This is a genomic window from Pantoea sp. X-Soil-ISGK-285 (assembly GCF_059730815.1).
This window is the reverse complement of sequence record NZ_AP035938.1, coordinates 2931574-2956075: the sequence shown is the minus strand read 5'-3', so window position 1 is coordinate 2956075 and position 24502 is coordinate 2931574. Positions and strand designations below refer to the sequence as shown.

Below are 24502 nucleotides of genomic sequence, written 5' to 3'. Positions count from 1 at the left end.
AGCTTCGCGCGTCCGGTTTTTTACTCTTCAGTGATATCCAGACGCTGCAACATGCCTTTAATACCTATCCGTAATATCAGCGCTGACAGCTGCTCCTGTTCAGCCTGACTCATTTGCGGAACCGCATTCACCAATAGTGCCGTCAGTGAATCTGCCGGAACCCTATACATTGCGGCGGGTTCGTGCAGGCTACGCGTCGAATGGATAAATTTTTCTACGCGATCATCGACATGAATCAATCGCGCCTTGCCGCCCTGAATGCCGGGTCTGGGCAGGGTGGTCCAGTTTTCGCGCTTAATCCATTTGTTCACTGTCTGTCGGCTCAGGCCCGTCTCTGAGGCGAGTTCTTCGGGTGTTAACCATTCCTTTTTCATCATACCTTCCCTGATAAATACACCTTACTCTTCGCTGATTCCCAGTCGCTGCAAAACGCCCTTGATACCTTCGCGTAAGATTAGTGCAGTGAATTGATCCTGCTCGTCCTGAGTCATTTGCTGGACGGAACTTATTAATAACGCAGGTAATGAATTGGACGGAGTGCCATAAGTTGCCGTCGGCTCGTTAAGGTTACGGGTCGACTGAATAAAACTTTTCACGCGCTCATCAATGTGAATCAATCGGGCTTTACCGCCTTGCACACCGGGCTTCGGCGTGGTCGTCCAGTTTTCCCGCTTGATCCATTTATTCACCGTTTGCCGACTGTAACCCGTCTCTGCAGCCAGCTCTTCGGGGGTAAGCCATTCCTTTTTCACGATGCAGTCCCTGATTAATACATTAGCAGGACATATTACAGCAAAACGTAACGGGTGAAAGTAACTGAAGCTGAAATTGCCTTTTGTCTCTCGACAAAAGGCAAAACATCATTACTGAGGATTACTGGCGGGTTCAGCGGCAGGGCGGAATGCAAGGAAATAGGCCAGACCAACGAACACGGCACCACCCACGGCATTGCCTGAGAAGACGGCAATAAAATTAGGGAAGTACTCTGCCCAGCTCATCTGACCGGCAAAAATGGCGGCCGGAATAATAAACATGTTGGCGACAACGTGCTGGAAGCCAATGGCCACAAACGCCATCACCGGGAACCACATGCCGAAGATCTTGCCGACCACATCTTTACTGGCAAAGGCCAGCCATACCGCCAGGCAAACCAGCCAGTTACAGCCGATGCCGGAAATAAAGGCGTGCAGGAAATCAGCGTGGACTTTTGCAGAAGCGATAGCAACGGTCTTCTTCAGGTAATCGCCCTCGGTCATACCCAGCATGTGACCAAAGAACCAGGCGACAGCCACGCTGCCGAGAAAGTTAGCCAGGGTAACCCAGAACCAGTTGCGCGCCACGCTCATAAAGCTGATGCGACGGGCGAACCAGGCCACCGGTAAGGTCATCATATTACCGGTCAGCAGTTCACCACCCGCCAGCACGGTCATGATGATCCCCACCGGGAAGACCGCGGCGCCTAACAGGCCACCAAAAGAGCCCCATTCAGCGGGAAGGGTGTTGATCACGTGAAGATCCAGCAGGAAGCCGGTCGCAATAAATGCGCCCGCCATAAAGCCGAGAATCAGAAGGATGCTGACAGGTGCACGGCTTTTAGCCACGCCTGACTGGATCGCCAGTTGTGCGATTTCTTTAGGTGTATGCAGCGACATAGTATCTCAGTAGTTTTTTTATGATTAATGGGACGATAACGCCTGGTGGACGCGTGGTGCGCGGGAGAGGGTCCCGGGTACCACTAAATTAGCGGGCTAAGTTTTGCATGCGAAAAAGCCGAAGACAAGAAAATTCCTATAACATATTTAACCGTGAATTAACCTGACGGCAGACTGAATAACAGTTAAAAAACGGTCCTGTGTGAACAGACACGATTTTCCCCTGCAGCATGCTGCTGAAACTTCGCAGGTTGCCGCCTTTTTCAGCGATCAAACAGAGAATGTCATTTTGCCGTTGACACCCCGGAGGGGGTTTCATATTATGCCGTCCGTCGCTTAACGCGACAGTTTTTCGGTTCGGGGCTATAGCTCAGCTGGGAGAGCGCCTGCATGGCATGCAGGAGGTCAGCGGTTCGATCCCGCTTAGCTCCACCAAACTTCTTCCCAAAAGTTTGGCACTGAAAAACGATTCCAGATGTGGGGGTATAGCTCAGCTGGGAGAGCGCTTGCATGGCATGCAAGAGGTCAGCGGTTCGATCCCGCTTATCTCCACCATTTTCTGACACGCCGTTGTCAAAATCCTTTCTGATTAATCTCTTATTCGCCAGTTGCTGCGGATCCCAACGCTATTGCTTTGCTATTCACGCTGCTGCGCACGCTTAATTGCGTTATTAACCGGCATAACCTGTCATGACATCCGATGCTGTTTGCAGGACGTTGTGCCGCCTCTCGTGCACGATCTGAATGCAGATGTGACATGTGCAATGAAAGAGTTAACGCAGGAAAGTGGAATCAGCGGGAAGCAGAGCAACGATAGAGCAGAAAGAGAAGGGCGAGACCTGCTCGCCCTTTGATGCTTAGAGTAGTGCGCAGAACCGTGCTTAGAACGCCAGAACCAGACCGGCGATAGCGGCGGAAAGCACGCTGACCAGCGTAGAGCCGTACAGCAGCTTCAGACCAAAGCGGGAAACCACGTTACCCTGTTCTTCGTTCAGACCTTTAATCGCACCGGCCACGATGCCGATAGAAGAGAAGTTAGCGAACGAGACCAGGAACACAGAAAGAATACCTTCTGAATGTGGTGACAGCTGACCCGCGATTTTCTGCAGATCCATCATGGCAACAAACTCATTCGACACCAGCTTGGTCGCCATAATACTGCCGACCTGCAACGCTTCGCCAGCAGGTACGCCCATCACCCAGGCAAACGGATAGAAGACAAAGCCGAGAACGCCCTGGAAAGAGATGCCGAAGATCAAATCAAACAGCGCATTCAGACCTGAAATCAGCGCGATAAAACCAATCAGCATGGCGGCAACGATAATCGCGACGCGGAAACCGGCCAGGATATACTCGCCCAGCATCTCAAAGAAGCTCTGGCCTTTGTGCAGATCCTGCAACTGCAGATCTTCTTCGTTCTCAACGCGATAAGGGTTGATCAGCGACAGCACGATAAAGGTGCTGAACATGTTGAGCACCAGCGCGGCGACCACATACTTCGGCTGCAGCATGGTCATGTAGGCGCCGACGATCGACATCGATACGGTCGACATCGCGGTCGCGGCCATGGTGTACATGCGGCGCTGTGACATTTGGCCCAGGATATCTTTATAGGCGATGAAGTTTTCTGATTGTCCCAGTATCAGAGAACTTACGGCGTTGAAAGATTCCAGTTTTCCCATGCCATTCACTTTCGACAGTACGGTACCAATACCGCGAATCACCCATGGCAGGATACGGAAATGCTGCAGAATACCGATCAGCGCAGAGATAAAGACGATAGGGCACAATACGTTAAGGAAGAAGAAGGCCAGGCCTTTGTCGCTCATGTTGCCGAAGACGAAGTTGGTACCCTCAGCGGCATACTTCAGCAGATGGTCAAAGAAGCCCGCGAATCCTTTGACGAAACCGAGTCCCGCTTCTGAGTTCAGGAAGAACCAGGCGAGCACAATTTCAATCACCAGTAGCTGTATAATGTAGCGAATGCGAATGCTTTTACGATCGTGACTGACCAGCAAGGCGAGTATCCCGACCACCACCAGTGCTAAAAGAAATTGCAAAATATGGGACATGGTTGCTCCAAATTTGAGGAGGGTTGTATTTTGTTGCGTATTCTATGTAACGCGTTACTTAAAAACGAGATCTGAACCACAATATAAGTATTCGCTATCGCTATATTTTCCAGAAAAGTTCCAGAGATCACGTCCTGTTTACAAATACTTCACCTCAGATAACCACATAATTATTGTCTGAATTTTACACCGGGCGTAAAGTGACACTATTGCTCACATTTTTAGCAATCACATCCTTTACTGTAATGTATAGCAATGGCTATACTTTATAGCAGCATCTATTACACCGATAACAATAAACGAATTTCACTTGCACCTGCTAACCCCTAAGCTGCCGGGGCAGGCAAATGTTCAGACAGGGTACCGGATATGTTTGAAAGTCGTACCGCCGAGCGCGCCGCTCGCGGAGTCAGAAAAGTCAAACTCGCACTACTGGGGCCCGCTTTTATCGCCGCTATCGGCTATATCGATCCGGGCAACTTTGCGACCAACATTCAGGCGGGCGCTGCTTACGGCTACAAATTGCTGTGGGTGGTGGTATGGGCCAACATCATGGCCATGCTGATTCAGCTGATGTCAGCCAAGCTGGGTATCGCTACCGGCAAAAACCTCGCTGAACACATCCGCGATCGTTTTCCCCGGCCCGCCGTCTGGTTTTACTGGGTGCAGGCGGAAATTATCGCGATGGCCACTGACCTGGCGGAATTTATCGGAGCCGCGCTGGGGTTCAAACTGCTGCTCGGTATTTCTTTGATGCAGGGCGCGGTGCTGACAGGCATCGCCACGTTCCTGATATTGATGTTACAGAGCCGTGGGCAAAAGCCGCTGGAGCTGGTGATTGGCGGACTGCTGCTGTTTGTGGCGGCGGCCTATATCGTTGAACTCTTTTTCTCACAACCCAGTGTCAAAGAGCTGGTGATCGGCATGGCGCTGCCCGCGTTACCAACGTCGGATGCCGTATTCCTGGCGGCGGGTGTGCTGGGTGCGACCATTATGCCGCACGTGATTTACCTGCACTCCGCGCTGACGCAGGGCAAAAGTGAGGACAGCAAAGGTCAGCGGTACTCCTCAACTAAACTGGATGTGGCGATTGCCATGACCATCGCCGGATTTGTTAACCTGGCAATGATGGCGACTGCCGCAGCGGCGTTTCACTTCAGCGGGCACAGTAAAATCGCTGAACTCGATCAGGCCTATCTGACGTTGCAACCGCTGTTAGGTCAGGCAGCGGCGACGGTGTTTGGTCTGAGCCTGGTGGCCGCCGGATTATCTTCAACGGTGGTCGGTACGCTGGCGGGGCAGGTGGTGATGCAGGGCTTTATCCACTTCCATATTCCCCTGTGGGTGCGCCGAACCGTCACCATGCTGCCCTCCTTTATTGTCATCTGGGCCGGCTGGGACCCGACAAGGGTGCTGGTAATGAGCCAGGTGCTGCTGAGTTTCGGTATTGCACTGGCGTTGATTCCGCTGCTCTCCTTTACCGGCAACCGCGAGCTGATGGGCGATGATATGGTTAACTCGCGTCTGATGCAGAACACCGGGCGACTGATCGTGCTGCTGGTGATTACGCTGAATCTTTACCTGCTGGTGGGTGAAGCGCTGGGGCTGTAGCGACTGTGAAACCTGAAACGCCCGGTTCTGCCGGGCGTTTTTATTAATGGCGATCGTGTCCGCGATGGTCAGGACCACGACGGTCATGATGATCCCAGCCACGATCACGATCGCGGCGATACTGATGTTCCCAGCGACGCTCACGGTCGCGCTCATGCCAGCGGCGTTCGCGCTCCCACTGCTGCTGACGACGCCACTCTTCGTGTCGCCACCAGCGGCGTTCGTTGTAAGAATAGCGGTCGTTCCACCAGCGCGGTTCACGCCAGCGACCACCATCCCAGTAATAGCCACGGCGATCGCGATCGCCAAGATTCAGGGTGACGCCGGGGGCCAGAGTAATAGAGGCACTGGAGGCCTGGGCTGTGTGGTGTGCCAGCGGCGACAACAGGGCCAGCAGGGCAGCAAAAATAAGGGCTCTTTTCATTTTCTTCTCCTCATCAACAGTCTGACGCTGTTGCGGCGCAGCGATTATGCCTGCGTATTGCTGTTGTTACCGCATCATTGTGTCGGAAGATTGTGAGGAAATTGGGGAGAGAAAGGGGTTTGAGACTATTCTGGCGCAGAAAACGCCCGGCCTCAGCCGGGCGCTAAAACCGTTACAGCAGCGCCGCGTCAATCGCCGCTAACTCGCTGTCGCTGAACTGACGGCGAGCGAGCATCGCCACCGCGTCATCGATCTGGGCTGTTTTGCTGGCTCCGATCAGTACTGAAGTCACACGCTCATCGCGCAGCACCCACGCCAGCGCCATCTGCGCCAGCTTCTGTTCGCGCTGCTGCGCAATAGCATTAAGCTTGCGGACTTTCTCCATCTTCTCATCCGTCAGCTGGTTCTCATTCAGGAACTTGCTGCCGCTGGCCGCGCGCGAATCTTCAGGAATGCCCTGCAGATAGCGATCGGTGAGCACGCCGCCTGCCAGCGGAGAGAAGGCGATACAGCCGACGCCCGCATCGCCCAGCGTCTGAATCAATCCCTGCTCAGGTGTGCGTTCAAACATCGAATATCGCGGCTGGTGAATCAGACAAGGGGTGCCGAGATCGCGCAGGATAGCTATCGCTTCGGCGGCGAGATCGGCCGGATAGTTAGAAAGGGCAGCGTAAAGCGCTTTGCCCTGGCGCACCACATGGTCCAGCGCGCGCATTGTCTCTTCCAGCGGGGTTTCCGGATCGGGACGGTGATGATAGAAAATATCCACATACTCCAGCCCCATTCGCTTCAGGCTCTGATCCAGACTGGCGACCAGATATTTACGCGAACCCCAATCCCCATAAGGCCCCTGCCACATGGTATAGCCCGCTTTAGTGGAGATGATCAGCTCATCACGATGGGCACGAAAATCTTCCCGCAGAATACGCCCGAAGTTCTCTTCTGCTGAGCCAGGGGGTGGACCGTAATTGTTGGCTAAGTCGAAGTGCGTGATGCCAAGGTCAAACGCATGACGCAGCAGCTCACGGCTGTTATCGACCCGGGTACTGTCACCAAAGTTATGCCACAGTCCCAGCGAAATGGCGGGCAGTTTGATTCCGCTGCGGCCGCTGCGGCGATATTCCATCTGTTGATAGCGATCGGGATGAGGGAAAAGGGACATTCAGCGCTCCTGGGTAAAAACGGGGATATGTGCCAAAAGTCTATCAGTGTATACGGTTACACTCAGTGACAGCGCGCTGCAATTCGCATTTTTACAGAATATTCCGCCAGCGTAACGTCGCCTTTCCAGCCATTGCGGCTGGCTAAAATAGCGGCACGCCTCGCTAATTTCATCCTCTGTCAGATACTTAACCCGACTCTTCCCTGAAAGGAATGCGCAATGTCCACGTTCACTGTTGGAGATTACCTGCTGACCCGTCTGCAGGAGATTGGTGTAAAGCATCTGTTTGGCGTGCCGGGCGACTATAACCTGCAATTTCTTGACCACGTCATCGCCCATCCGGCCATCAGCTGGGTAGGCTGCGCTAATGAGCTTAACGCAGCCTATGCGGCAGACGGTTATGCACGCTGCAACGGCGCAGGAGCGCTATTGACCACGTTTGGTGTGGGCGAGCTCAGCGCGATTAATGGCATTGCAGGCAGTTATGCCGAGTATCTGCCGGTGATCCATATCGTTGGCGCGCCTGCGACGCAGGCCCAGTTGCAGGGGGATTGTGTTCATCATTCGCTGGGCGATGGCGATTTCCAGCATTTTATTCGCATGGCCGCAGAAGTCAGTGCGGCAACGGCACAGCTTACCGCCGACAACGCCACGGCTGAGATTGATCGGGTGATCGTCTGTGCGCTGCAGGCCCGCCGTCCCGGCTATTTATCGCTGGCCGTCGACGTGGCGGCCATGGAGGTGCAGCCACCCGCGCAGCCCCTGAACAGTCATCAATCCTCTTCGCCCGCTGCGCGTCGCGCTTTCAGCGACGCGGCGGAACGTTTGCTGGCACCGGCGCAGCGGGTTTCACTGCTGGCCGATTTTCTTGCGCTGCGCTGGCAGCAGCAGTCCGCACTGGCCGCGCTGCGTGAACAGCGTACGATTCCCTGTGCCAGCCTGCTGATGGGCAAGGGGGTTCTGGATGAACAGCAGCCGGGTTACGTCGGTACCTATGCCGGTGAGGCCAGCGCAGGTCAGGTGTGCGAACAGATCGAGCAGGTGGATGTGGCGATCTGCGTCGGGGTGCGATTTACCGACACCATTACTGCTGGCTTCACGCAGCAGTTTAACCCTGAGCGACTGATTGATCTGCAGCCCCTCAGCGCCAGCGTGGGCGGTGAAAATTTTGCGCCGCTGTCGATGGCGGATGCGCTGAGCGAGCTGCTGCCGCTGTTTGAACGCTATGGCCAGCAGTGGCAACCCGGCGCCACGCCGCCCGCCGCGCAGCCTGCAGAACCGGCGGCGGTGATCAGCCAGCAGGCGTTCTGGCAGGCTATGCAGACATTCCTGCAACCCGGCGACCTTATTCTGGCCGAGCAGGGGACAGCCGCCTTTGGGGCCGCCGCGTTAAGATTGCCCTCGCAGGCGCAGCTGGTGGTTCAGCCATTATGGGGATCAATCGGCTATACTCTTCCGGCAGCATTTGGCGCGCAGACTGCCGATCCTGATCGCCGGGTTATCCTGATCATCGGGGACGGTTCGGCGCAGCTGACAATTCAGGAACTGGGTTCGATGCTGCGTGACCAGCAGCGACTGATACTCTTTTTGCTGAATAATGAAGGCTATACCGTCGAACGGGCGATTCATGGCGCAACACAACGTTACAATGATATTGCCCAGTGGAACTGGACGGCCTTACCGCACGCCCTTAGCCTGCAGGGCCAGGCGCAGAGCTGGCGTATCAGTGAAACGGTGCAGTTAGAGGAAGTGATGGCGCGACTCTCAGAGCCGAAGTGGCTCTCTCTGGTTGAAGTCGTCATGCAGAAAGAGGATTTGCCGCCACTGCTACGAAAAGTCACCGCCTGCCTGAATCAACGCAACGGCGGCTAAGATTCAGATAGTTGCCGCTGTGCAGGGTGGACTATCGCGGTTAGGCTGTAGCACACCTGAGTAAGACGCTCACCAATCGCACCGGTGAGCGTTGTTGTTTTATGGGCAGAATTTTATAGTGTCCTCCAACTCTTAAGACCCCAAGCGGAGCAACAGAAGAATGACAACCTATGCCTTGGTCGGCGATGTCGGCGGTACTAACGCACGCCTCGCCCTGTGTGAGGTGGAAAGCGGCAGCATCACCCAGGCCAAAACATTCTCAACATCAGAATACGACAGCCTCGAAGCCGTCATCCGCCACTATCTTGATGAACAACAGCAGGACGTTAAAGATGGCTGTATTGCCATTGCCTGCCCGATTACCGATGACTGGGTTGAAATGACCAACCATGACTGGGCGTTTTCCACGCGCAAGCTCAAAGAGAACATCGGTTTTGAACACCTGGAAATCATTAACGACTTCACTGCGGTATCCATGGCGATCCCGATGCTGACCGCCGAAAACGTGATTCAGTTTGGCGGTACAGAGCCAGTCAAAGATAAGCCTATCGCGATTTATGGTGCCGGCACCGGATTAGGCGTCAGCCATCTGGTGCATGTGGACAAGCGCTGGGTCAGCCTGCCAGGTGAGGGCGGTCATGTCGACTTCGCTGCCAACAGCGAAGAAGAAGATCAGATCCTGGAAGTGCTGCGCGAAGAACTGGGTCATGTTTCAGCGGAACGTGTGCTGTCAGGTGCCGGTCTGGTTAACCTCTATCGTGCGATTGTTAAAGTGGATAATCGCGTGCCGGAAAACCTGAAGCCGAAAGATGTCAGCCAGCGTGCGCTGGATGACAGCTGCACCGACTGCCGTCGCGCGCTGTCAATGTTCTGCGTCATCATGGGCCGTTTCGGCGGTAACCTGGCGCTGAATCTTGGCACCTTTGGTGGTGTCTATATTGCCGGTGGCATCGTGCCACGCTTCCTGGAGTTCTTTAAGTCGTCGGGTTTCCGTGCGGCGTTTGAAGATAAAGGCCGCTTCCGCGACTATGTTGCCAGCATCCCGGTTTATATGATTACGCACGACCAGCCTGGCCTGCTGGGCGCGGGCGCGCATCTGCGCCAGACGCTGGGTCGCGAAATCTGATTCTGCTTTACCTCGCGCACACTGCCATTCTGCGCGCGAGCGATTTTCCCGATCTGCCTGCTTAAGCGGGGCAGGATCGGGAAATCCCCCCGGATTTTTTGCTGCTGCTCTCCTGCTTCGCCATCCCCCTTTCTGAACAGACCTGTAACCCTCCTGCGCTACAGGCGCATCAGCTGTCGAAACTGCTTCACCTTACTGCGGCTGACCGGCACCTGAAACTCCAGATCGCGCAGCTTCAGCAGATAGGTATTGTTAAACCACGGCTCGATTTCACGAATCTTGCTGAGGCTGACGCAGAAAGAGCGGTGGCAGCGGAAAAATTGCTGTTCCGGCAGGCGTGAACAGAACTCGGTAATATTCATCGACATCACGTAGGATTCGCGCCGGGTATAAACAAACGTCAGCTTCTCATGCGCCTCAACGTAGTAAATATCATTCACGTCAGTGACGATAATGCGCTCATCTTTGATCAGGTTGACCGTCTGCGGCGCGGGCGTGGCGCTGAGATGGCTGACCGCCTGCTGCGCCTGCGCTGTGGCTTCGAGCTTGTTCAGCATGGTGACAATCCTCGACTCCTGATAGGGCTTGAGAATGTAGTCAAACGCCTCCAGCTCAAACGCTTCCACCGCATGCTCTTTCCACGCGGTAATAAAGACAATCAGTGGCTTGTGGGCAAACTGATGGATATTCTGTGCCAACAGCATGCCATCCAGTGAGGGGATGTTGATATCGAGGAAAATCACATCAACCCGATGCTGTTGCAGGTACTTCAGCACGTCCAGACCATCGTCAAAACAGGCTTCAATCTCGATTTTGCTGTGATGCTGAATCATCCAGCTCAGCTCCTGCTGCGCCAGGAATTCATCTTCCACAATAATGGCTTTCATAACAGATTCTCCGCCAGGCGCTGGCCATTCTTACTCAGCGTAAAGGAAATCTCGGTGCCCGGCTGATGCCGCACGATATTCAATCCCTGACCCGACAAAAGTTTTACCCGATGATGCACATTGAGCAGGCCGATTTTATTACCGGGCATTTCGTTACGCGCCACCCGTGCTATCACTTCGTCACTGATGCCCTGACCGGTGTCCCGCACCGAGATCCGTACCTGATCGCCCAGATCACGGACGCTCAGCGTCACCACGCCTTTGCCTTTACAGGGCTGGATGCCATGGACAATGGCATTCTCCACCAGAGGCTGGATCAGCAGACTCGGCAGCAGAAAATGGAGATCCTCATCGACGTCATAGATCATCGTCAGCTTATCGCCAAACCGGGCCTGCTCGATGGCGATGTAATCTTTCACCTGCCACAGCTCTTTACGGATGTCGATTAGCTCATCGTCGTTCAGTTCCAGGTTGTAGCGCAGATAGCGTGACAGATTTATCACCAGCTGACGGGCGGTATCGGGATTGAGCCGGATAGAAGAGGAGATAGCATTCAGGGCGTTGAACAGGAAATGAGGATTTATTTTACTTTGCAGCGCACGCAGTTCCGCTTTATTAGCCATCTCGCGCAACTGCTCGGCACGCGATACTTCAAGCTGGGTTGAGATGATTTGTGACAGGCCGATCGCCATCTCCTTCAGCGAGCCGGTAATACGGTGTGCGCGGCGATAGTAGATTTTCAGCGTGCCGGTGACTTTGCCTTTCTCCCACAGCGGGATCACAATCATGGAGTGAATATCTTTGGTGCGATGCGCTTCATCGTTGTTCTTAATGATAATTTTACCGCTGGCGATCGACTGCGCCGTGGTGGGGCTGATGCCATCATCCCCATGTTTATAATTATGTTCGCCATAGCCGACGTAGGCCAGAATCTGTTTTTTATCGGTCATCGCCACCGCATCGGCTTTGATCTCCCGTCGGATAATGTCACAGATGTTGCGCAGCGAGTCGCTGTTCACCTGACGGAACAGCGGCAGGGTTTTATTGGCGATCTCCAGCGCCAGCTTGGCCTGGCGGGCAGCAATCGCCTCTTTCTCACCCTCAACGCTCTGCACCAGCAGCACAATGATGCCGATACTGGAGGCACCGAGGATCATCGGCAGGGCAATTTCCGACACAATCGCCAGCCCGAGTGAGGTGGGGCGCGCCCACACAACAATCAACAACATCGTCAGGGCTTCACAGAGCATGCCGCCGACGATACCGGCACGCCAGCGGTGCTCTTTCAGTACCCGGCGATTAATACCGCCCGCGACGATACCGGCAATGATGCTGGTAATCAGGCAGGGCACGGAGGTTACGCCGTGAATATCGATCAGAAAACGGTGCAGACCGGCAATAACCCCGGTGGCGATCCCGACCCAGGGACCAAACAGAATGCCACCCGCCATCACGGCGATGACCCGCACATTCAGCAGTGAACCATCGACATCGACACCCGACCAGGTACTGAACAGCGCAAACAGGGAAAAGATGGCAGTAACGGCTACTTTCTCCGCACGGGTGTGTTCATCTTTTTGCAGCAGCTGACGAAACGGGCGGGTGCGTGTCAGAAAGAACAGGCAGATCAGCATCAGGGCGGCGCGGTCAAATACTGCCAGTAACATCGTGAAGTGGGAGGACACAGGCGACTCGTCGGCAATGGAAAGTGCCTCTATGATAAAAAATGTGATCGCGAACCGCTAGCGTCCCGATCAATCACGGCGGGAGTTAGTGTTTCAGATCAATTTTTACGGCATATCTGCAAAAAGAGGAAAGGTTGAGTGCATTAAAGGGGAACAGTTTTTTCGCCCTGCAGAGGCTGGTCGCTAAGGTGCCGTTTTGCTATGTTGCGCGATGAGGTGCGCCAGTGACCGCTGGAAAACCGCGCCCATCGGGAGCAGCAGATGCAACTTGTCACCGCCAGATTAACCCTGAGTAAATTACAGCCAGAAGACTGGCAACTGTTTCGTGCCGTCCATGAAGATCGCAACACCATGACCTGGGTGAGCGAAATCCCCGATGAAGCGGATATCCGCCAGCGCTTCACCGAGCGTCTGGCCCCCTGGCAGGCGAGCAGTTTTCATATGCTCTGCCTGGTTGCGCGACGTCGTGACAACGGTGAGCCGATTGGCCTGTTTGGCTGCAGCCCCGAATGGGAGCCATACCGTCAGGCGGAGGTGGGCTATATGCTGCTGCATCGCCACTGCGGTCAGGGATATGGCAGCGAAGCCCTGGCGGCGCTGTGTCAGTTTTTGCTTGAAGCCGATTTCCACAAACTCAAAGCGATGGTGATTGAAGGGAACTGGGCGTCACGCCGTATTCTGGAGAAAAACGGCTTTCAGCTGGAGGGCACGCTACGGGATAATTATCTGCTGAACGGCTGCTGGGTGAACGATTGGCTGCTGGGGCGGCTGAATCCGCAAAAATAAAAATATTTTCCGCCACCCTCGACAAAATGATCCTCGCCACGTTATGTTCGTAACGGGTCACCACAGTGACCCGCGTCGCTCGGACGGTCCGGGCGCTTACGTAATCCAGAGGACATCATGGCTGATAACAGCACACCCCGTCGTTTCTCACGTATCGAACGTTTACCCCCTTACGTTTTCAACATCACCGCTGAACTGAAGATGGCTGCGCGTCGGCGCGGCGAAGATATCATCGACTTTTCAATGGGCAACCCGGATGGTCCGACTCCGCCACACATCGTCGAAAAGTTATGCCAGGTGGCGCAGCGTGACGATACCCACGGTTATTCCACTTCTCGCGGTATTCCGCGCCTGCGCCGGGCGATCTCGCGCTGGTACGCCGATCGCTATCAGGTTGAGATCGATCCTGAATCAGAGGCGATTGTCACCATCGGTTCCAAAGAGGGGCTGGCGCACCTGATGCTGGCGACGCTGGATCACGGTGATACCGTGCTGGTGCCCAATCCCAGCTATCCGATCCATATCTACGGTGCGGTGATTGCCGGGGCGCAGGTACGCTCGGTGCCGCTGGTGGCGGGTGTCGACTTCTTCAATGAGCTGGAACGCGCCATTCGCGAGAGCTATCCCAAGCCAAAAATGATGATCCTCGGCTTCCCGTCCAACCCCACCGCACAGTGTGTGGAGCTCGACTTTTTCGAACGGGTGATTGCGCTGGCGAAGCAGTACAACGTGCTGGTGATCCACGATCTGGCCTATGCCGATATCGTCTACGATGGCTGGAAAGCACCATCGATTATGCAGGTGCCGGGCGCGCGTGATGTCGCCGTCGAATTCTTTACCCTGTCAAAAAGCTACAACATGGCGGGCTGGCGTATCGGTTTCATGGTGGGCAACAAAGAGCTGGTCGCCGCGCTGGCGCGAATCAAAAGTTATCATGACTACGGCACCTTTACGCCACTGCAGGTGGCGGCGATTGCGGCGCTGGAAGGGGATCAACAGTGCGTGCGCGACATCGCAGAGCAGTACAAACGCCGCCGTGATGTGCTGGTCAAAGGATTGCATGAAGCGGGCTGGATGGTGGATAACCCGAAAGCATCAATGTACGTCTGGGCAAAAATACCGGATCATTACGCACATCTTGGGTCGCTGGAGTTCGCTAAGCAACTGCTGCAGGAGGCGAAAGTCTGTGTCTCGCCCGGTATCGGGTTTGGCGACTATGGCGACACGCACGTGCGTTTTGCGCTGATAGAGAACAGCGATCGTATTCGTCAGGCGGTACGGGGAATTAAAGCGATGTTTCGTGCCGATGGCTTATTGCCAGGCAGCATAAAAATGGAAGAAGAACGCTGACAGCCAGCAGGGGCGACTCAAGGGTCGCCCCGTGGCGGCACTGTCACGCCATTACTTCAGCAGCAGAACAAAGGTTCCGAACCAAAGTAACGCGAAAAAAGATATTCCCATCAAGGCATATTTCACAAAGCAACTCCTCTGAGCGGTTACGATGATGGCGATCCCAAACCAGTGCAACGCGAACAGATGTGGAAAAGAGATCGCCATTTACAGTCATGGTCTGCTCTTTTCCGGGTTGATCTGAATAACTCAGAACAGGATCGAGCGCTAATTTACGCGTAATCCTCCCCAAATGAAATAGGTCCGTTCTGAGATATTGCTCACAATTTTACGGCACTTCGATTTCAGGGATCGCCGACATGCCTACACGTAACTGAGCCAGATGCTGTTGGTCGCCATCCAGCACAATTTTCACCGGCAGACGTTGAACGACTTTAGTGTAGTTGCCGGTGGCGTTATCGGGAGAGATCGCCGAAAAAGTTGCGCCGGTGGCCGGTGCGATGCTGTCCACATGACCGGTAAAGGTCTCGCCCGGCAGGGCGTCCACCCGGATCCGCACCCGCTGGCCGGGACGCACATCGCTTAACTGCGTCTCAAGATAGTTAGCGGTAATGTAGGTTTGCTGCAGTGGCACCACCGCCAGCAGACGGGTGCCGGCTGAAACGTACGCGCCGGTCCGCACCGAGCGCTGACCTACCATGCCGTCAACGGGCGCAGTAATGCGCGTGTAGGAGAGATTCAGCCTGGCCTGATCGACGCTGGCCTTCGCCGCTGCAACATCCGCTTCCGCAGAACGCACCGCCGCCTGTAACACCCCCACCTGTTTTACTGCTGACGCCAGCGCGGCCTGACTCTGATGCACGGCTGCCAGCGCCGAGCGCTGGTTTGAGCTGGCTTTCTGCTGATCGTCGGCTGCCACGGTACCGCTTTTATAGAGGCGGTTATAACGATCGGCGCTCTGACCGGCATACTGCGCAGAGGCTTCACTGGCCGCCACGCTGGCTTTCTGCTGATCAATCACCGACTGCTGCTGCTCCAGCTGTGCCTGACTGCTCAGCAGTTTCGCCTGGCTCACCTGCAGGTCAGCCTCCGCACTCTCAAGCGCCACACGATAGTCACGATCGTCCAGCGTCGCCAGCAGCTGACCCGCTTTGACCTGCTGATTATCCTGCACCTGCACGTGGCTGATGTAGCCCGAGACTTTCGGTGCCACCAGGGTGTAGTCCGCATTGACGTAAGCGTCGTTGGTGCGGTGATCATTGCCGGTCATCAGTGACCAGACCACAAAAGCGATGGCCAGTAACACCAGCAGCAACAGACTCAGCAGCAGGGTTCTTTTCATTTCGAAAGCACGCATATTCAGTTATTCCGGGAAGGGTTTTGAATCAAAGTTTGAGGCGGCCACACCCGTTTTGGCAGGATGGCGGTAAGCAATAACAGGCAGGCGGCAAAGCCGGTCAGCATCAGCCAGCTGTCGCTCAGACCAAGGATCGTGGCCTGATGCCTGACCAGGGAAGCGAATCCGCTGAGATTATCGGCGGCGCTGATGCTGCCATCCGGCAACAGCGGCAAGCTGCTGCTGGCCTGACTGGCCGTCGGCGCTGTCATCAGCCAGCTGCGACTGGCCGCCTGATTAATCAGCACACTGGAGTGAAACTGCTCACGATGCGAAAGGAAAACCTCAACCAGCGTAGAGGCAGCGATGCTGGAAAAGCCGCGCACCGTATTAAACATTGCCGAGGCAAACGGGCCTTCTGGCGGGGCCACAACGCTGGTGGCGCTCATCAGTATCGGCAAAATGATCATCGGTTGTCCGAACGCCTGCAGGATCTGCAGCAGCCAGAAATTCTGTCTTGCCCAGTCACTGGTGATCTGTGTGCCCAGCAGACAGGAGGTCACCAGCAAGCCGACGCCCGCCGTCAGCATCCAGCGGCAGTCGATCCAGCGGATATTCAGCAGGGCTGCAATCAGCGGTGCGATCAGCAGTTGCGGCAGACCCACCGCCAGCGCCAGCGGGGCAAACTCAAGGGTGCGAAAGCCGCTGACCTGAGCAAAATAGGCCGAAGGCAGCGCGGAGCCAGAAAGCCCAAGGATGAGCACGCAGGCCAGGCCCAGCAAGCCATGCGCCAGATTTGGCCGTCGGAGCATCTGCAATTTAAACAGCGGCAGCGGGTGAAACCACTCATTAATCAGGAAAACCAGCAGCAGCGGCAGCGCGGTGAGCAACATACCGGTAATCAGTGGCGAGTTCAGCCAGTCGAGGCGCTCACCCTGGGTCAGCACCAGAATCAGCAGCGCAACACCACTGCAGCCGGTCACCATGCCGAACAGATCGATCTGCTGAAAGCGTTCCGGTCGCAGCGGATCCTGGGGCAATCCCCATCCTGTCAGCAGCATAGCGATCAGCATCAACGGCACGACCTGCCAGAACACCATCATCCAGCTGACGTGGTCGGTCCACAACGAGGCCAGCGAGGCCGCCATGTTGGGGCCAAACGTCGCAGTCAGGGCATAGCCCGCCAGGCCAAAAAGTTTAAAGGGCGGCGGCAGAAAGCGCAGGGCGACCGTCATCAGCATTGGCGGTAAGGCGCCGCCAAACAGGCCCTGCAATACGCGCAGGCTGATAAACAGCGTCGGATCCCGCACCAGCGGCAGCAGAATGCCGGTCAGCATAAATCCCGCCGACACGCCTAACGTAAAACGCCGCAGCGACAGGGTGACGGCAAACCAGGGCGCAATCATCATGGCGGCTACTTCTGCCGCCTGATAGCCAGAGATAATCCAGCTACCCTGATCGTAACTGATGCCGATCGCGGCACGGATATCGGCCAGCGCGATATCACTGACGCGATCGTTCAGCCCGGAGGTCAGGGCGGCGATGAGCACGCCGACTAATCCCAGTGCCAGTCGCAGTGTAAAAGGATGAGGGGCCGGCGCGGCGGCAGGCTTAGCGTTCATTGCAGGCGATCTCGTTATTATGATGCAGTGTACTGCGATGTGATACAGGTCGTAATATTACATCCCGGTATACTGTATTGCAATGTGGTACAGGCTGTAAAAAGTGCGGCATTCGCGCTACAGTAAGGCAGCTCAAACAGGACGACGCTATGGCACATCAACCCTCCAGCCGCGAGGATGAAAAAACGGGCGGTATACAGGTCATCGCCCGTGCGGCAAAAATTCTTAATGCGCTTGGCGAACAGCCCGGCGGCATGAGCCTCGGTGAGATCGCTCAGGCGGTCGAACTGCCGCGCTCAACGGTGCAGCGTATTGTTGCCGCGCTCGACAGTGCAGAGCTGGTGCGCAGCAGCGGGGCGGGCGGATTGCGTCTGGGGCCAGCGCTGTTAAAACTGATCTCCAGCGTACATACCGATGTGGTTGATCTGGTCAGTCCGCTGCTGGAAAAACTCTCTTCCGACACCAATGAAACCGTCTCGCTGGCGCGCGCCAGCGGCAGTCAGCTGGCGATAATTCACCACGTGGTGGCGTCGCGTGAGCTTCGGGTGGTTCCGCATATGGGACTCAATCTGCCGCTCTACAGCACCTCCGGTGGACGGGCGTTGCTGGCGCTGGAGTGTGAAAAAGATGTACGGACGATCGTTGGCGACGCCTGGCAGGAGTTAACCGATATGACGGTGAAAACGCTGCCTCAGTTGCTGCAACTTATCAGGGAAGTGCGCGAAACCGGTATCGCCGTGGATCGCGGTGAAACGCTGGAAGGTATCTCTACCATGGCGTTTGCGCTGGATACGCTGTTTGGTCGTTTTTCTGTCTCTTTGCTGGTGCCCTCTGCACGTTTTCTGCGACACGAAGCCCGTTTTCGTGACGAGATGCTGAAGTGTAAAGAGGCACTGGTGCGTGAAATCGGCAAAGTCGCCGCGATAGAAGGATAAGCATTCGATGAAAACCCTGCTGATGGCCATTGATCACTCTCCGGTAGCGGAAAAAGTGGTCGCCTTAACCATTGAAGAAGCGCTGGCGCATCGCGCCGAGGTGGTCGTGCTGTGCTGCGTCGATCCCGCTTACTCCTCCTGTAATCAGCCAATGGAAATCGATGCGGGTGAAGATCCGGCCGATTTTGTGGCTGCGCAGGATGAGCAGAATACGGCAGAAATGGTGGTGCGCCATGCACTGGCTCCGTTACTGCGCGCGGGCATTAATGCGCGGGGCATGATTCTGGCGGGTGACGCGGCAGATACTATCGTTGCCCAGTCGCAACAGCTTAAGGCCAGCATGATTATCATGGGACGTCGCCATCTCTCCTCTTTGAATCGGCTGTTAAAAGGCTCAGTCAGCGCATCGGTTATTGAGCGCGCTCACTGCCCTGTGCTGATCGATGTGCGTAAGGATTAATCCCGCCGCATGAATGCTCTGCTTTTTATTACGCTGGCCGCGTTTGCGCTGCTGGCGCTGATTGTTATTGTGCTGATCAAAACCACCCGGCTGCGTTTGTGGCAGGGGCTGATCATCTTTCTGCTGCCTCTGATACTGGCAAACCTGCTCTGGTTCAGCTGGGTTGCGCCGCATCAGTTGCAGGCCAGTCAGCGTGAGCAGGCGGTAAATCAACTGGCAAAGATGCCCGGTTATCGGGTGCTGCAGACTCAGGAACCGGCGTTATGGCTGTTGCTGACCCAGGAGCTGACCCGGCGCATCCGTGCGGGGGAGCCAGCTGAGAAGGCGACGGGCGAGCTACGTGGCTGGCTGATTGAGGTGATTAATCAGCGGCTGATGCGCGGAACTGACGCGGCGGTGGTCAACTATATCAGCGTCTCAGTTGAAGAGATGCGGGCGCTGAACCAAATCGATCCGGGCCTCTGCTTCCGTTATCTCTATCCGCAGGTGAGTGGCGGCATCAATCTGCTGACCACGCTGCCGCCGTCGCTGAATCGCAAAGAGGCGGATGCCATGGAGCAGCTGCTGCTGAACAGTCCACTTCCCGAGCAACCGCTGGATAAGACGCAGGCGCAGGATGATCTGCAAAAGATTGTCGCCCGGCTCTATCAGCAGTGGGGGGATAAGCTGCAGCAGCTGAATATGCCTGCCGACACGGCGGTTGATCGCTCATCGCTGTGTGCCATGTCGATTGATCTCTACAGCGCGATTCTGGCATTACCTGACAAGCGCGCTGCTAACCTGTTACGTAGAATGATTGCACTGACTGGCCAGTAAGCGGCAGCGGAATAGCGGAATAGCGGAATAGCGGGCGAAAAAAAGCCCGCTAAGCGCGGGCAGGAAAGAGAGGAACAGATTTTTATTTTTGGCATTTCCTGGTGTGGTGCAGTCTTCGTTTTGTCTGAATGCATCTTGTCACGCCGTGCATGATAGTGATAGCCGTTTAATCGTATTACATTAATCGGTAAAAGCTTCTCAAGTTTTGAACTTTCGCGCATTAATCCTATGGATGCGCGGCATGCTGCGTCATAAACTGCGCGGCAACGTGAGGATAACTTAATGAAAAAACTAATAACCGGCGCACTGGCGCTGATTTTGCTGAGTGGATGTAGTGGATGTACTGCCAGCAAACCCGGGGCATTTGAACGTGTAGATGAAGATCCAGGCTCAAATACCGTGCAGTACCGTTTTGACCCGGTAAAGGTCAATCGTGATGCAATGAATATTGATCTGGCGAATTACTGCAGTAATAAAGGCTTTGATAAAGTCGAGGCGTTACCTGTGCAGGAGAGTCATATTCCGGGACTGCAGAAAGCGTGGTTCCAGTGTAATTATGCTGTAAAAAGCTAAATAAAACGGGCGGGATAATTATCCCGCCCTTAAAGTTTAATGCTTTTATTTTATGCTGTGTGACATCTTTGCCCGTTAGCGGCGATGGTGACCGCCATGATACCCACCGTGATAACCTCCATAGTAGCCTCCATGATATCCGCCGCCACCCCCGCGGTGCCAGCCATTGTCGTGTCTGGGGCTGATGATACAACCACTTAATAAGGTCATCAGCGCAACCACCGAAGCGACTTTAATTAATCTCTTCATCGGAAGCTTCTCCTCTTTTCCAATGACTATGACACTACGCTGGAAAAGTGGAGTGAAGATGCAGGCTTTGTAGAGTTATTTAAGAAGGTATGACGGAATATTTCAGAGTGCTGCGTTTTGCAGCGGAGAATAATAAAGAAATAAGAATGAACTGAATAGTAAATACTATCAAAGAGAATAGTCTCAAAATCAAGCGAAAATAATTCTCATTTGAAAGTTTTTACAACTACATTATTAGCATGTCAGTTCAATGGGAGAGAAACATGGCGCATGACGTTAAAAATATTCTGGCTTTACAGGCTGAACTGGGCGAATGCCCGCTCTGGTCCGTCAAGGAACAGGTGCTGTACTGTGTCGATATTCTGGCACCCGCCATTCACCGTTTTAATCCGGTCAGCGGTGAACTGCAAACTTTCCCGCAGGCGGAAGAGGTGGGATGCATCGGTCTGCGTGAGCAGGGCGGTCTGATAGCTGCATTGCGTGGCGGTGTCTGGCTGCTGGATGCGCAGGGTAAGCCAGAGAAAAAGATCGCAGAAAATCCCGGTGAGGCTGCGCAAAGCCGATTTAATGATGGCCGCGTTGATCCCTGGGGGAATTTCTGGTGCGGCAGCCTGTGGGAACCGCAGGACAAAAATGGCGGGCTGCTGTGCCGCGTGACGCCTGACCTGAAGCTGGAGGTCAAAGCGCGTGACATTAAAATTTCCAACGGGCTGGCCTTCTCTCCCGACCGGCGCTGGATGTATCACAGTGACACGCCGAATGAAGCGCTCTATCGCTATCCATTAAATGCGCAGGGCGAACCGGGCGAACGCACCCTGTTCCGCCGTTTCGACGCGAAAGGTGGATTGCCGGATGGTGCCGCAGTGGATAGCGAAGGATTTTACTGGTCCGCACAGTTTGATGGCGGTCGCGTAGTACGCATCGATCCCCAGAGCAGCGAAATCGTCGATGAGATCCTGCTGCCGGTGAAGTGGCCAACCATGGTGGCCTTTGGTGGCGCCGATCTTAAAACGCTGTTTATTACCAGTTCACGGGAAGATCGCACCGAAGAGGAGCTGGCGCGCTATCCGCAGTCAGGCGATATCTTTGCGGTGGACGTCTCGGTGGCGGGCATGGCAGAGCCGCGATTCCGCGGCTAAACGTGAACGGGCCGCTCTGGCGCGGCCCGTCGTGATGGTTAATGACGTTGCAATACAGGTGTTGCTGTAACAGAACTCTGTGGTAAGCGGATGGTGAGTGACAGGAACAGGGAGATGACCAGCAGCGTCATAATCAGGCTGAAGGTGACGGTGAACCCGCCAAACAGCGAGGCGACCAGTGAGCCCAGCACGCTTCCGATACCAAATCCGAGATAGAGCAGACCATAGTTTTTTGTCAGGTTGTTAAGGCCGAAAAAGTCACTGACTAGCGACGGGAATACCGTGATGGTACCGCCAAAGCTGAAGGCTACACAGGCGAGTGACAGGAAGAAGGTGATCTCATTCATTCGGGTAAACAGCAGCACGCTCATCCCGATCAGCGACACGATTTGCGCCAGTGAAATAACCCGGATGCGCATCATTTTGTCAGACAGTATGCCCAGCACCAGACGGCCACTCAGGTTGGCAATCGCAATCACCGTTACCGCACTGGCAGCAGTCTGCGTAGTCAGATGCACCAGTCCTTCGCCGATATCTTTGGCAACGCCTATCACATAGAGACCGCTCATGCAGGCTGTCAGGAACATCAGTGCCAGCATCCAGTACTGTGGCAGACGTACCGACTGTGCCAGCGTGTAATCCCGCGCATGTTGCTGACCATTCGTGCTGCTCCCGGTATCCTGAAGGGGGGCATCACGCATCAGCAGTGCACCGAGGATAATCATCGACATCGCGAGCACGCCCCAGATCATAAAGGTCTGCTCCAGACCAACCGTTGCCAGCAGCGCCCCGCAGATAAATTTGAATCCCAGACTACCCAGACCGTAAGCGCCAATCGCACAGGCAGAGATCATCCCTTTGCGCTCCGGAAACCACTTCACGCAGTTTGAGAGCGTCATCAGGTAACCTGCGCCATCCGCCAGACCCACCAGCAGCCCGGCGCTGAAATAGAGCATCATCAGGTTATTAGCATGCGCAGTAAGCCAGAAACCCAGCGCCATCAGCACACCCGCCCCGATAGTGACGCGGCGTACGCCAAAACGTTCCTGTAATTTACCGGCCAGCGAGGAGGCAATAGCCAGCCCCAGACTCAGCAGACCAAACGAAAAAGCGACCTGACTGACCGTCGCATCCAGCTTCTGTGACAGCTGGCCGTTGAACAAACTCCATGTGTAGACTGACCCCAGTGCGAACTGAGTGATTACCGTTCCGAACAATGTAAGCCAGCGAGCACGCTGGTAAGAAGCCTGTTGAGTCTGGTTCATAATTTATCTCTCCCGTCCGGGAATCTGGAAACTGCGGTCAGAATAAAGCAGTGATTCGCGCGCGTGAGCAGTAAAGGCATGAACGGAACGGATCGGGGAATGAAATGCCATTCAGGCGGTATGAATGGCATCGGGAGAGGTTAGCGACGTCGCGTCAAAAGTAAGCAAAACGGCAGCTTAATGATTAAGCGTAATTAGCCGTAAGATAATGTTTCAATCAGATGATTCTGTGAGCAGGTTTACAGATTATTTGCCAGGCTAAGAGTTCACTTATCAGGAGGAAATATGAAAGACCGGACATATGAATCCAGCACCAGTGAGGATGAAGTTTGCTGCATTATCGGTCAGGCGGTGATTGAACTCAGTACAGAACAACAGCCTGTGACCAAATCGACACTGGCATTAAAACTGCTGTCGATGGCCGATCGTGATAGTGACGATGAGCGTGTTCTGCTCTACTGGATTGCGCGTAAAGCGATCAATAAACCACAGAAACTCCTTCAGCAGCAGTGGGCATAACGCCCATCCGGACGCGGGCTTCAGCCCGCCTCCGCGTCAGATGATTATCCGGCGGCGACTTGCCGGCCAACGGGCAAACATCACGATATTGCCCAGTAAAATCATGACAAGGCCAGGGATGGCGCTGGCATGCCACTCATATCCTTCGTAACGGGTAGAGAGTGCCAGCGCCACCAGCGGAAACAGAACCGTTGTATAGGCAGCCCGACTGGCTCCGATGCGTCCCACCAGCGTAAAATAGGCTCCAAATCCCATCACCGATCCCACGATAGCCAGATAGATCAATGCCCCAAACCACTGTGTATTCCATGTCGGCTGCAGCGAAACACCCTGCAGCAGCGAGACCAGTGCCATGATCAGCGCACCGTATAACATGCCGTAACTGTTGGTTGTCAGCACGTCACGTTGCAGACGCTGATGCCGCTGACTGATCATATTGCCGAATGAAAATCCCAGGGTGCCCAGCGCACTTAACCCAATGCCCCACATCAAGCCGGCCGAGGCCTGAGTGCTGCGCAGATCGTGCCAGAACAACGCAACAATACCCGCCATGCCGAGCACTATCGCCGGAATCAGACGTGCGGAAGGGCGCTGACGGAAAAATATCCAGCTGTTAATGGCGTTATACATCACAGCCATAGAGAAAATGACCGACTCCAGTCCGCTGCTGATATAGCCAGAGGCGTAATAAAAGCAGACAAAGTTAAAGCCAAAAACGCAACAGCCCTGCAGCACACAGAAGAGGTGATCCTGCAGCGTCAGCCTGTGCAGACGCTTTATCAGCTTAAGCAGCAATAACATGACCAGCGAGGCCAGCAAAAAACGCCAGAAGACAGCGACAGTTACGGCGCTGATGCCTGCAGACTGTTGCGCATAAATCGCAATCCAGGTCGTGCCCCAGATCAGCACGACTGAGAGATACAAAAACAGGTTCATTACCAGATTCTCCACCGCAAAACGC

The 24502-nt window shown here is 54.9% G+C and carries 24 protein-coding genes and 2 tRNA genes; 13 read left to right on the top strand and 13 right to left on the bottom strand.

Going from position 1 to position 24502, the window contains the following annotated elements; all coding sequences use genetic code 11:
- Nucleotides 1-20: 20 nt before the first annotated feature.
- The 3 genes from AC6I8B_RS13945 to AC6I8B_RS13935 all read right to left on the bottom strand — a co-directional run bounded on the left by AC6I8B_RS13945 (nucleotide 21) and on the right by AC6I8B_RS13935 (nucleotide 1652).
- On the bottom strand, nucleotides 21-374 hold the full coding sequence (locus AC6I8B_RS13945) for a YfeC-like transcriptional regulator (RefSeq protein ID WP_010257835.1): 354 nt from the start codon (nucleotides 372-374) through the stop codon (nucleotides 21-23).
- 24 nt (nucleotides 375-398) lie between these two features.
- The gene (locus AC6I8B_RS13940) at nucleotides 399-752 is read right to left on the bottom strand and encodes a YfeC-like transcriptional regulator (protein ID WP_010257838.1); all 354 of its coding nucleotides are present in this window, start codon (nucleotides 750-752) and stop codon (nucleotides 399-401) included.
- Nucleotides 753-863: 111 nt separating this feature from the next.
- On the bottom strand, nucleotides 864-1652 hold the full coding sequence (locus AC6I8B_RS13935; protein ID WP_010257841.1) for a formate/nitrite transporter family protein: 789 nt from the start codon (nucleotides 1650-1652) through the stop codon (nucleotides 864-866).
- 359 nt (nucleotides 1653-2011) lie between these two features.
- On the opposite strand from AC6I8B_RS13935, the gene AC6I8B_RS13930 reads away from it, so the two are divergent.
- Both AC6I8B_RS13930 and AC6I8B_RS13925 read left to right on the top strand, forming a co-directional pair.
- Nucleotides 2012-2087, top strand: a tRNA-Ala gene (locus tag AC6I8B_RS13930).
- Between the two features lie 44 nt (nucleotides 2088-2131).
- Nucleotides 2132-2207: transfer RNA gene (locus AC6I8B_RS13925), tRNA-Ala, on the top strand.
- 326 nt (nucleotides 2208-2533) lie between these two features.
- Here AC6I8B_RS13925 and AC6I8B_RS13920 read toward each other — a convergent pair.
- Nucleotides 2534-3724: a NupC/NupG family nucleoside CNT transporter gene (locus AC6I8B_RS13920; RefSeq protein WP_010671371.1), complete on the bottom strand. Its 1191-nt coding sequence runs from the start codon at nucleotides 3722-3724 to the stop codon at nucleotides 2534-2536.
- 369 nt (nucleotides 3725-4093) lie between these two features.
- On the opposite strand from AC6I8B_RS13920, the gene AC6I8B_RS13915 reads away from it, so the two are divergent.
- Nucleotides 4094-5335 carry an Nramp family divalent metal transporter gene (locus AC6I8B_RS13915; RefSeq protein ID WP_010257845.1) on the top strand — a complete coding sequence of 414 codons (1242 nt, stop codon included), beginning with the start codon at nucleotides 4094-4096 and terminating at the stop codon, nucleotides 5333-5335.
- A gap of 43 nt (nucleotides 5336-5378) precedes the next feature.
- Here the strand turns inward: AC6I8B_RS13915 and AC6I8B_RS13910 are convergent, their stop codons facing one another.
- Entirely contained in the window at nucleotides 5379-5759 is a 381-nt protein-coding gene (locus AC6I8B_RS13910; RefSeq protein ID WP_033758570.1) for a DUF2502 domain-containing protein, read from the bottom strand.
- A gap of 172 nt (nucleotides 5760-5931) precedes the next feature.
- Nucleotides 5932-6921: an L-glyceraldehyde 3-phosphate reductase gene (mgrA, locus tag AC6I8B_RS13905; protein WP_010257851.1), complete on the bottom strand. Its 990-nt coding sequence runs from the start codon at nucleotides 6919-6921 to the stop codon at nucleotides 5932-5934.
- 219 nt (nucleotides 6922-7140) lie between these two features.
- On the opposite strand from mgrA, the gene ipdC reads away from it, so the two are divergent.
- Complete coding sequence (gene ipdC / locus AC6I8B_RS13900; protein ID WP_157352723.1) at nucleotides 7141-8793, top strand: indolepyruvate decarboxylase; 1653 nt, start codon at nucleotides 7141-7143, stop codon at nucleotides 8791-8793.
- A 160-nt stretch (nucleotides 8794-8953) separates the two neighbouring features.
- The gene (gene glk, locus AC6I8B_RS13895; protein ID WP_010257856.1) at nucleotides 8954-9919 is read left to right on the top strand and encodes a glucokinase; all 966 of its coding nucleotides are present in this window, start codon (nucleotides 8954-8956) and stop codon (nucleotides 9917-9919) included.
- Nucleotides 9920-10077: 158 nt separating this feature from the next.
- On the opposite strand, the gene AC6I8B_RS13890 is transcribed toward glk, so the two are convergent.
- Both AC6I8B_RS13890 and AC6I8B_RS13885 read right to left on the bottom strand, forming a co-directional pair.
- Entirely contained in the window at nucleotides 10078-10806 is a 729-nt protein-coding gene (locus tag AC6I8B_RS13890) for a LytR/AlgR family response regulator transcription factor (RefSeq protein WP_033769736.1), read from the bottom strand.
- Nucleotides 10803-12473 (bottom strand): sensor histidine kinase, encoded by a 1671-nt coding sequence (locus AC6I8B_RS13885; protein ID WP_010257859.1) that lies wholly within the window; start codon nucleotides 12471-12473, stop codon nucleotides 10803-10805. The genes AC6I8B_RS13890 and AC6I8B_RS13885 overlap by 4 nt, the downstream gene beginning before the upstream one ends.
- Before the next feature lie 279 nt (nucleotides 12474-12752).
- On the opposite strand from AC6I8B_RS13885, the gene AC6I8B_RS13880 reads away from it, so the two are divergent.
- Both AC6I8B_RS13880 and alaC read left to right on the top strand, forming a co-directional pair.
- The gene (locus tag AC6I8B_RS13880) at nucleotides 12753-13277 is read left to right on the top strand and encodes a GNAT family N-acetyltransferase (RefSeq protein WP_010671373.1); all 525 of its coding nucleotides are present in this window, start codon (nucleotides 12753-12755) and stop codon (nucleotides 13275-13277) included.
- A gap of 117 nt (nucleotides 13278-13394) precedes the next feature.
- On the top strand, nucleotides 13395-14627 hold the full coding sequence (gene alaC / locus AC6I8B_RS13875) for an alanine transaminase (RefSeq protein ID WP_010671374.1): 1233 nt from the start codon (nucleotides 13395-13397) through the stop codon (nucleotides 14625-14627).
- Nucleotides 14628-14678: 51 nt separating this feature from the next.
- Here the strand turns inward: alaC and ypdK are convergent, their stop codons facing one another.
- The 3 genes from ypdK to AC6I8B_RS13860 form a co-directional block, all read right to left on the bottom strand.
- Nucleotides 14679-14753, bottom strand: a complete 75-nt coding sequence (gene ypdK / locus AC6I8B_RS13870; protein ID WP_099257831.1) for a membrane protein YpdK — start codon at nucleotides 14751-14753, stop codon at nucleotides 14679-14681.
- 202 nt (nucleotides 14754-14955) lie between these two features.
- On the bottom strand, nucleotides 14956-15984 hold the full coding sequence (locus tag AC6I8B_RS13865; RefSeq protein ID WP_010257869.1) for an HlyD family secretion protein: 1029 nt from the start codon (nucleotides 15982-15984) through the stop codon (nucleotides 14956-14958).
- Between the two features lie 2 nt (nucleotides 15985-15986).
- A complete protein-coding gene (locus AC6I8B_RS13860; protein ID WP_157352722.1) occupies nucleotides 15987-17585 on the bottom strand; it encodes an MFS transporter in 1599 nt (532 codons plus the stop codon).
- Between the two features lie 149 nt (nucleotides 17586-17734).
- On the opposite strand from AC6I8B_RS13860, the gene AC6I8B_RS13855 reads away from it, so the two are divergent.
- The 5 genes from AC6I8B_RS13855 to AC6I8B_RS13835 all read left to right on the top strand — a co-directional run bounded on the left by AC6I8B_RS13855 (nucleotide 17735) and on the right by AC6I8B_RS13835 (nucleotide 21757).
- Nucleotides 17735-18520, top strand: coding sequence for an IclR family transcriptional regulator (locus AC6I8B_RS13855; RefSeq protein ID WP_010257875.1), 786 nt, complete (start codon nucleotides 17735-17737; stop codon nucleotides 18518-18520).
- A gap of 7 nt (nucleotides 18521-18527) precedes the next feature.
- Nucleotides 18528-18980, top strand: a complete 453-nt coding sequence (locus tag AC6I8B_RS13850; RefSeq protein ID WP_010257878.1) for a universal stress protein — start codon at nucleotides 18528-18530, stop codon at nucleotides 18978-18980.
- A gap of 9 nt (nucleotides 18981-18989) precedes the next feature.
- Nucleotides 18990-19796, top strand: a complete 807-nt coding sequence (locus AC6I8B_RS13845; RefSeq protein WP_052272199.1) for a hypothetical protein — start codon at nucleotides 18990-18992, stop codon at nucleotides 19794-19796.
- A 282-nt stretch (nucleotides 19797-20078) separates the two neighbouring features.
- Nucleotides 20079-20369, top strand: coding sequence for a membrane lipoprotein lipid attachment site-containing protein (locus AC6I8B_RS13840; protein ID WP_157352720.1), 291 nt, complete (start codon nucleotides 20079-20081; stop codon nucleotides 20367-20369).
- Between the two features lie 512 nt (nucleotides 20370-20881).
- Complete coding sequence (locus AC6I8B_RS13835; RefSeq protein ID WP_157352717.1) at nucleotides 20882-21757, top strand: SMP-30/gluconolactonase/LRE family protein; 876 nt, start codon at nucleotides 20882-20884, stop codon at nucleotides 21755-21757.
- A gap of 38 nt (nucleotides 21758-21795) precedes the next feature.
- Here the strand turns inward: AC6I8B_RS13835 and AC6I8B_RS13830 are convergent, their stop codons facing one another.
- Complete coding sequence (locus AC6I8B_RS13830; protein WP_022624176.1) at nucleotides 21796-23022, bottom strand: L-lactate MFS transporter; 1227 nt, start codon at nucleotides 23020-23022, stop codon at nucleotides 21796-21798.
- 285 nt (nucleotides 23023-23307) lie between these two features.
- Between AC6I8B_RS13830 and AC6I8B_RS13825 the strand changes: the two genes are divergently transcribed.
- Nucleotides 23308-23541 carry a hypothetical protein gene (locus AC6I8B_RS13825; RefSeq protein ID WP_010257893.1) on the top strand — a complete coding sequence of 78 codons (234 nt, stop codon included), beginning with the start codon at nucleotides 23308-23310 and terminating at the stop codon, nucleotides 23539-23541.
- Nucleotides 23542-23577: 36 nt separating this feature from the next.
- Here AC6I8B_RS13825 and AC6I8B_RS13820 read toward each other — a convergent pair whose 3' ends face one another.
- Complete coding sequence (locus AC6I8B_RS13820; protein ID WP_033772868.1) at nucleotides 23578-24477, bottom strand: DMT family transporter; 900 nt, start codon at nucleotides 24475-24477, stop codon at nucleotides 23578-23580.
- Between the last annotated feature and the right edge of the window lie 25 nt (nucleotides 24478-24502).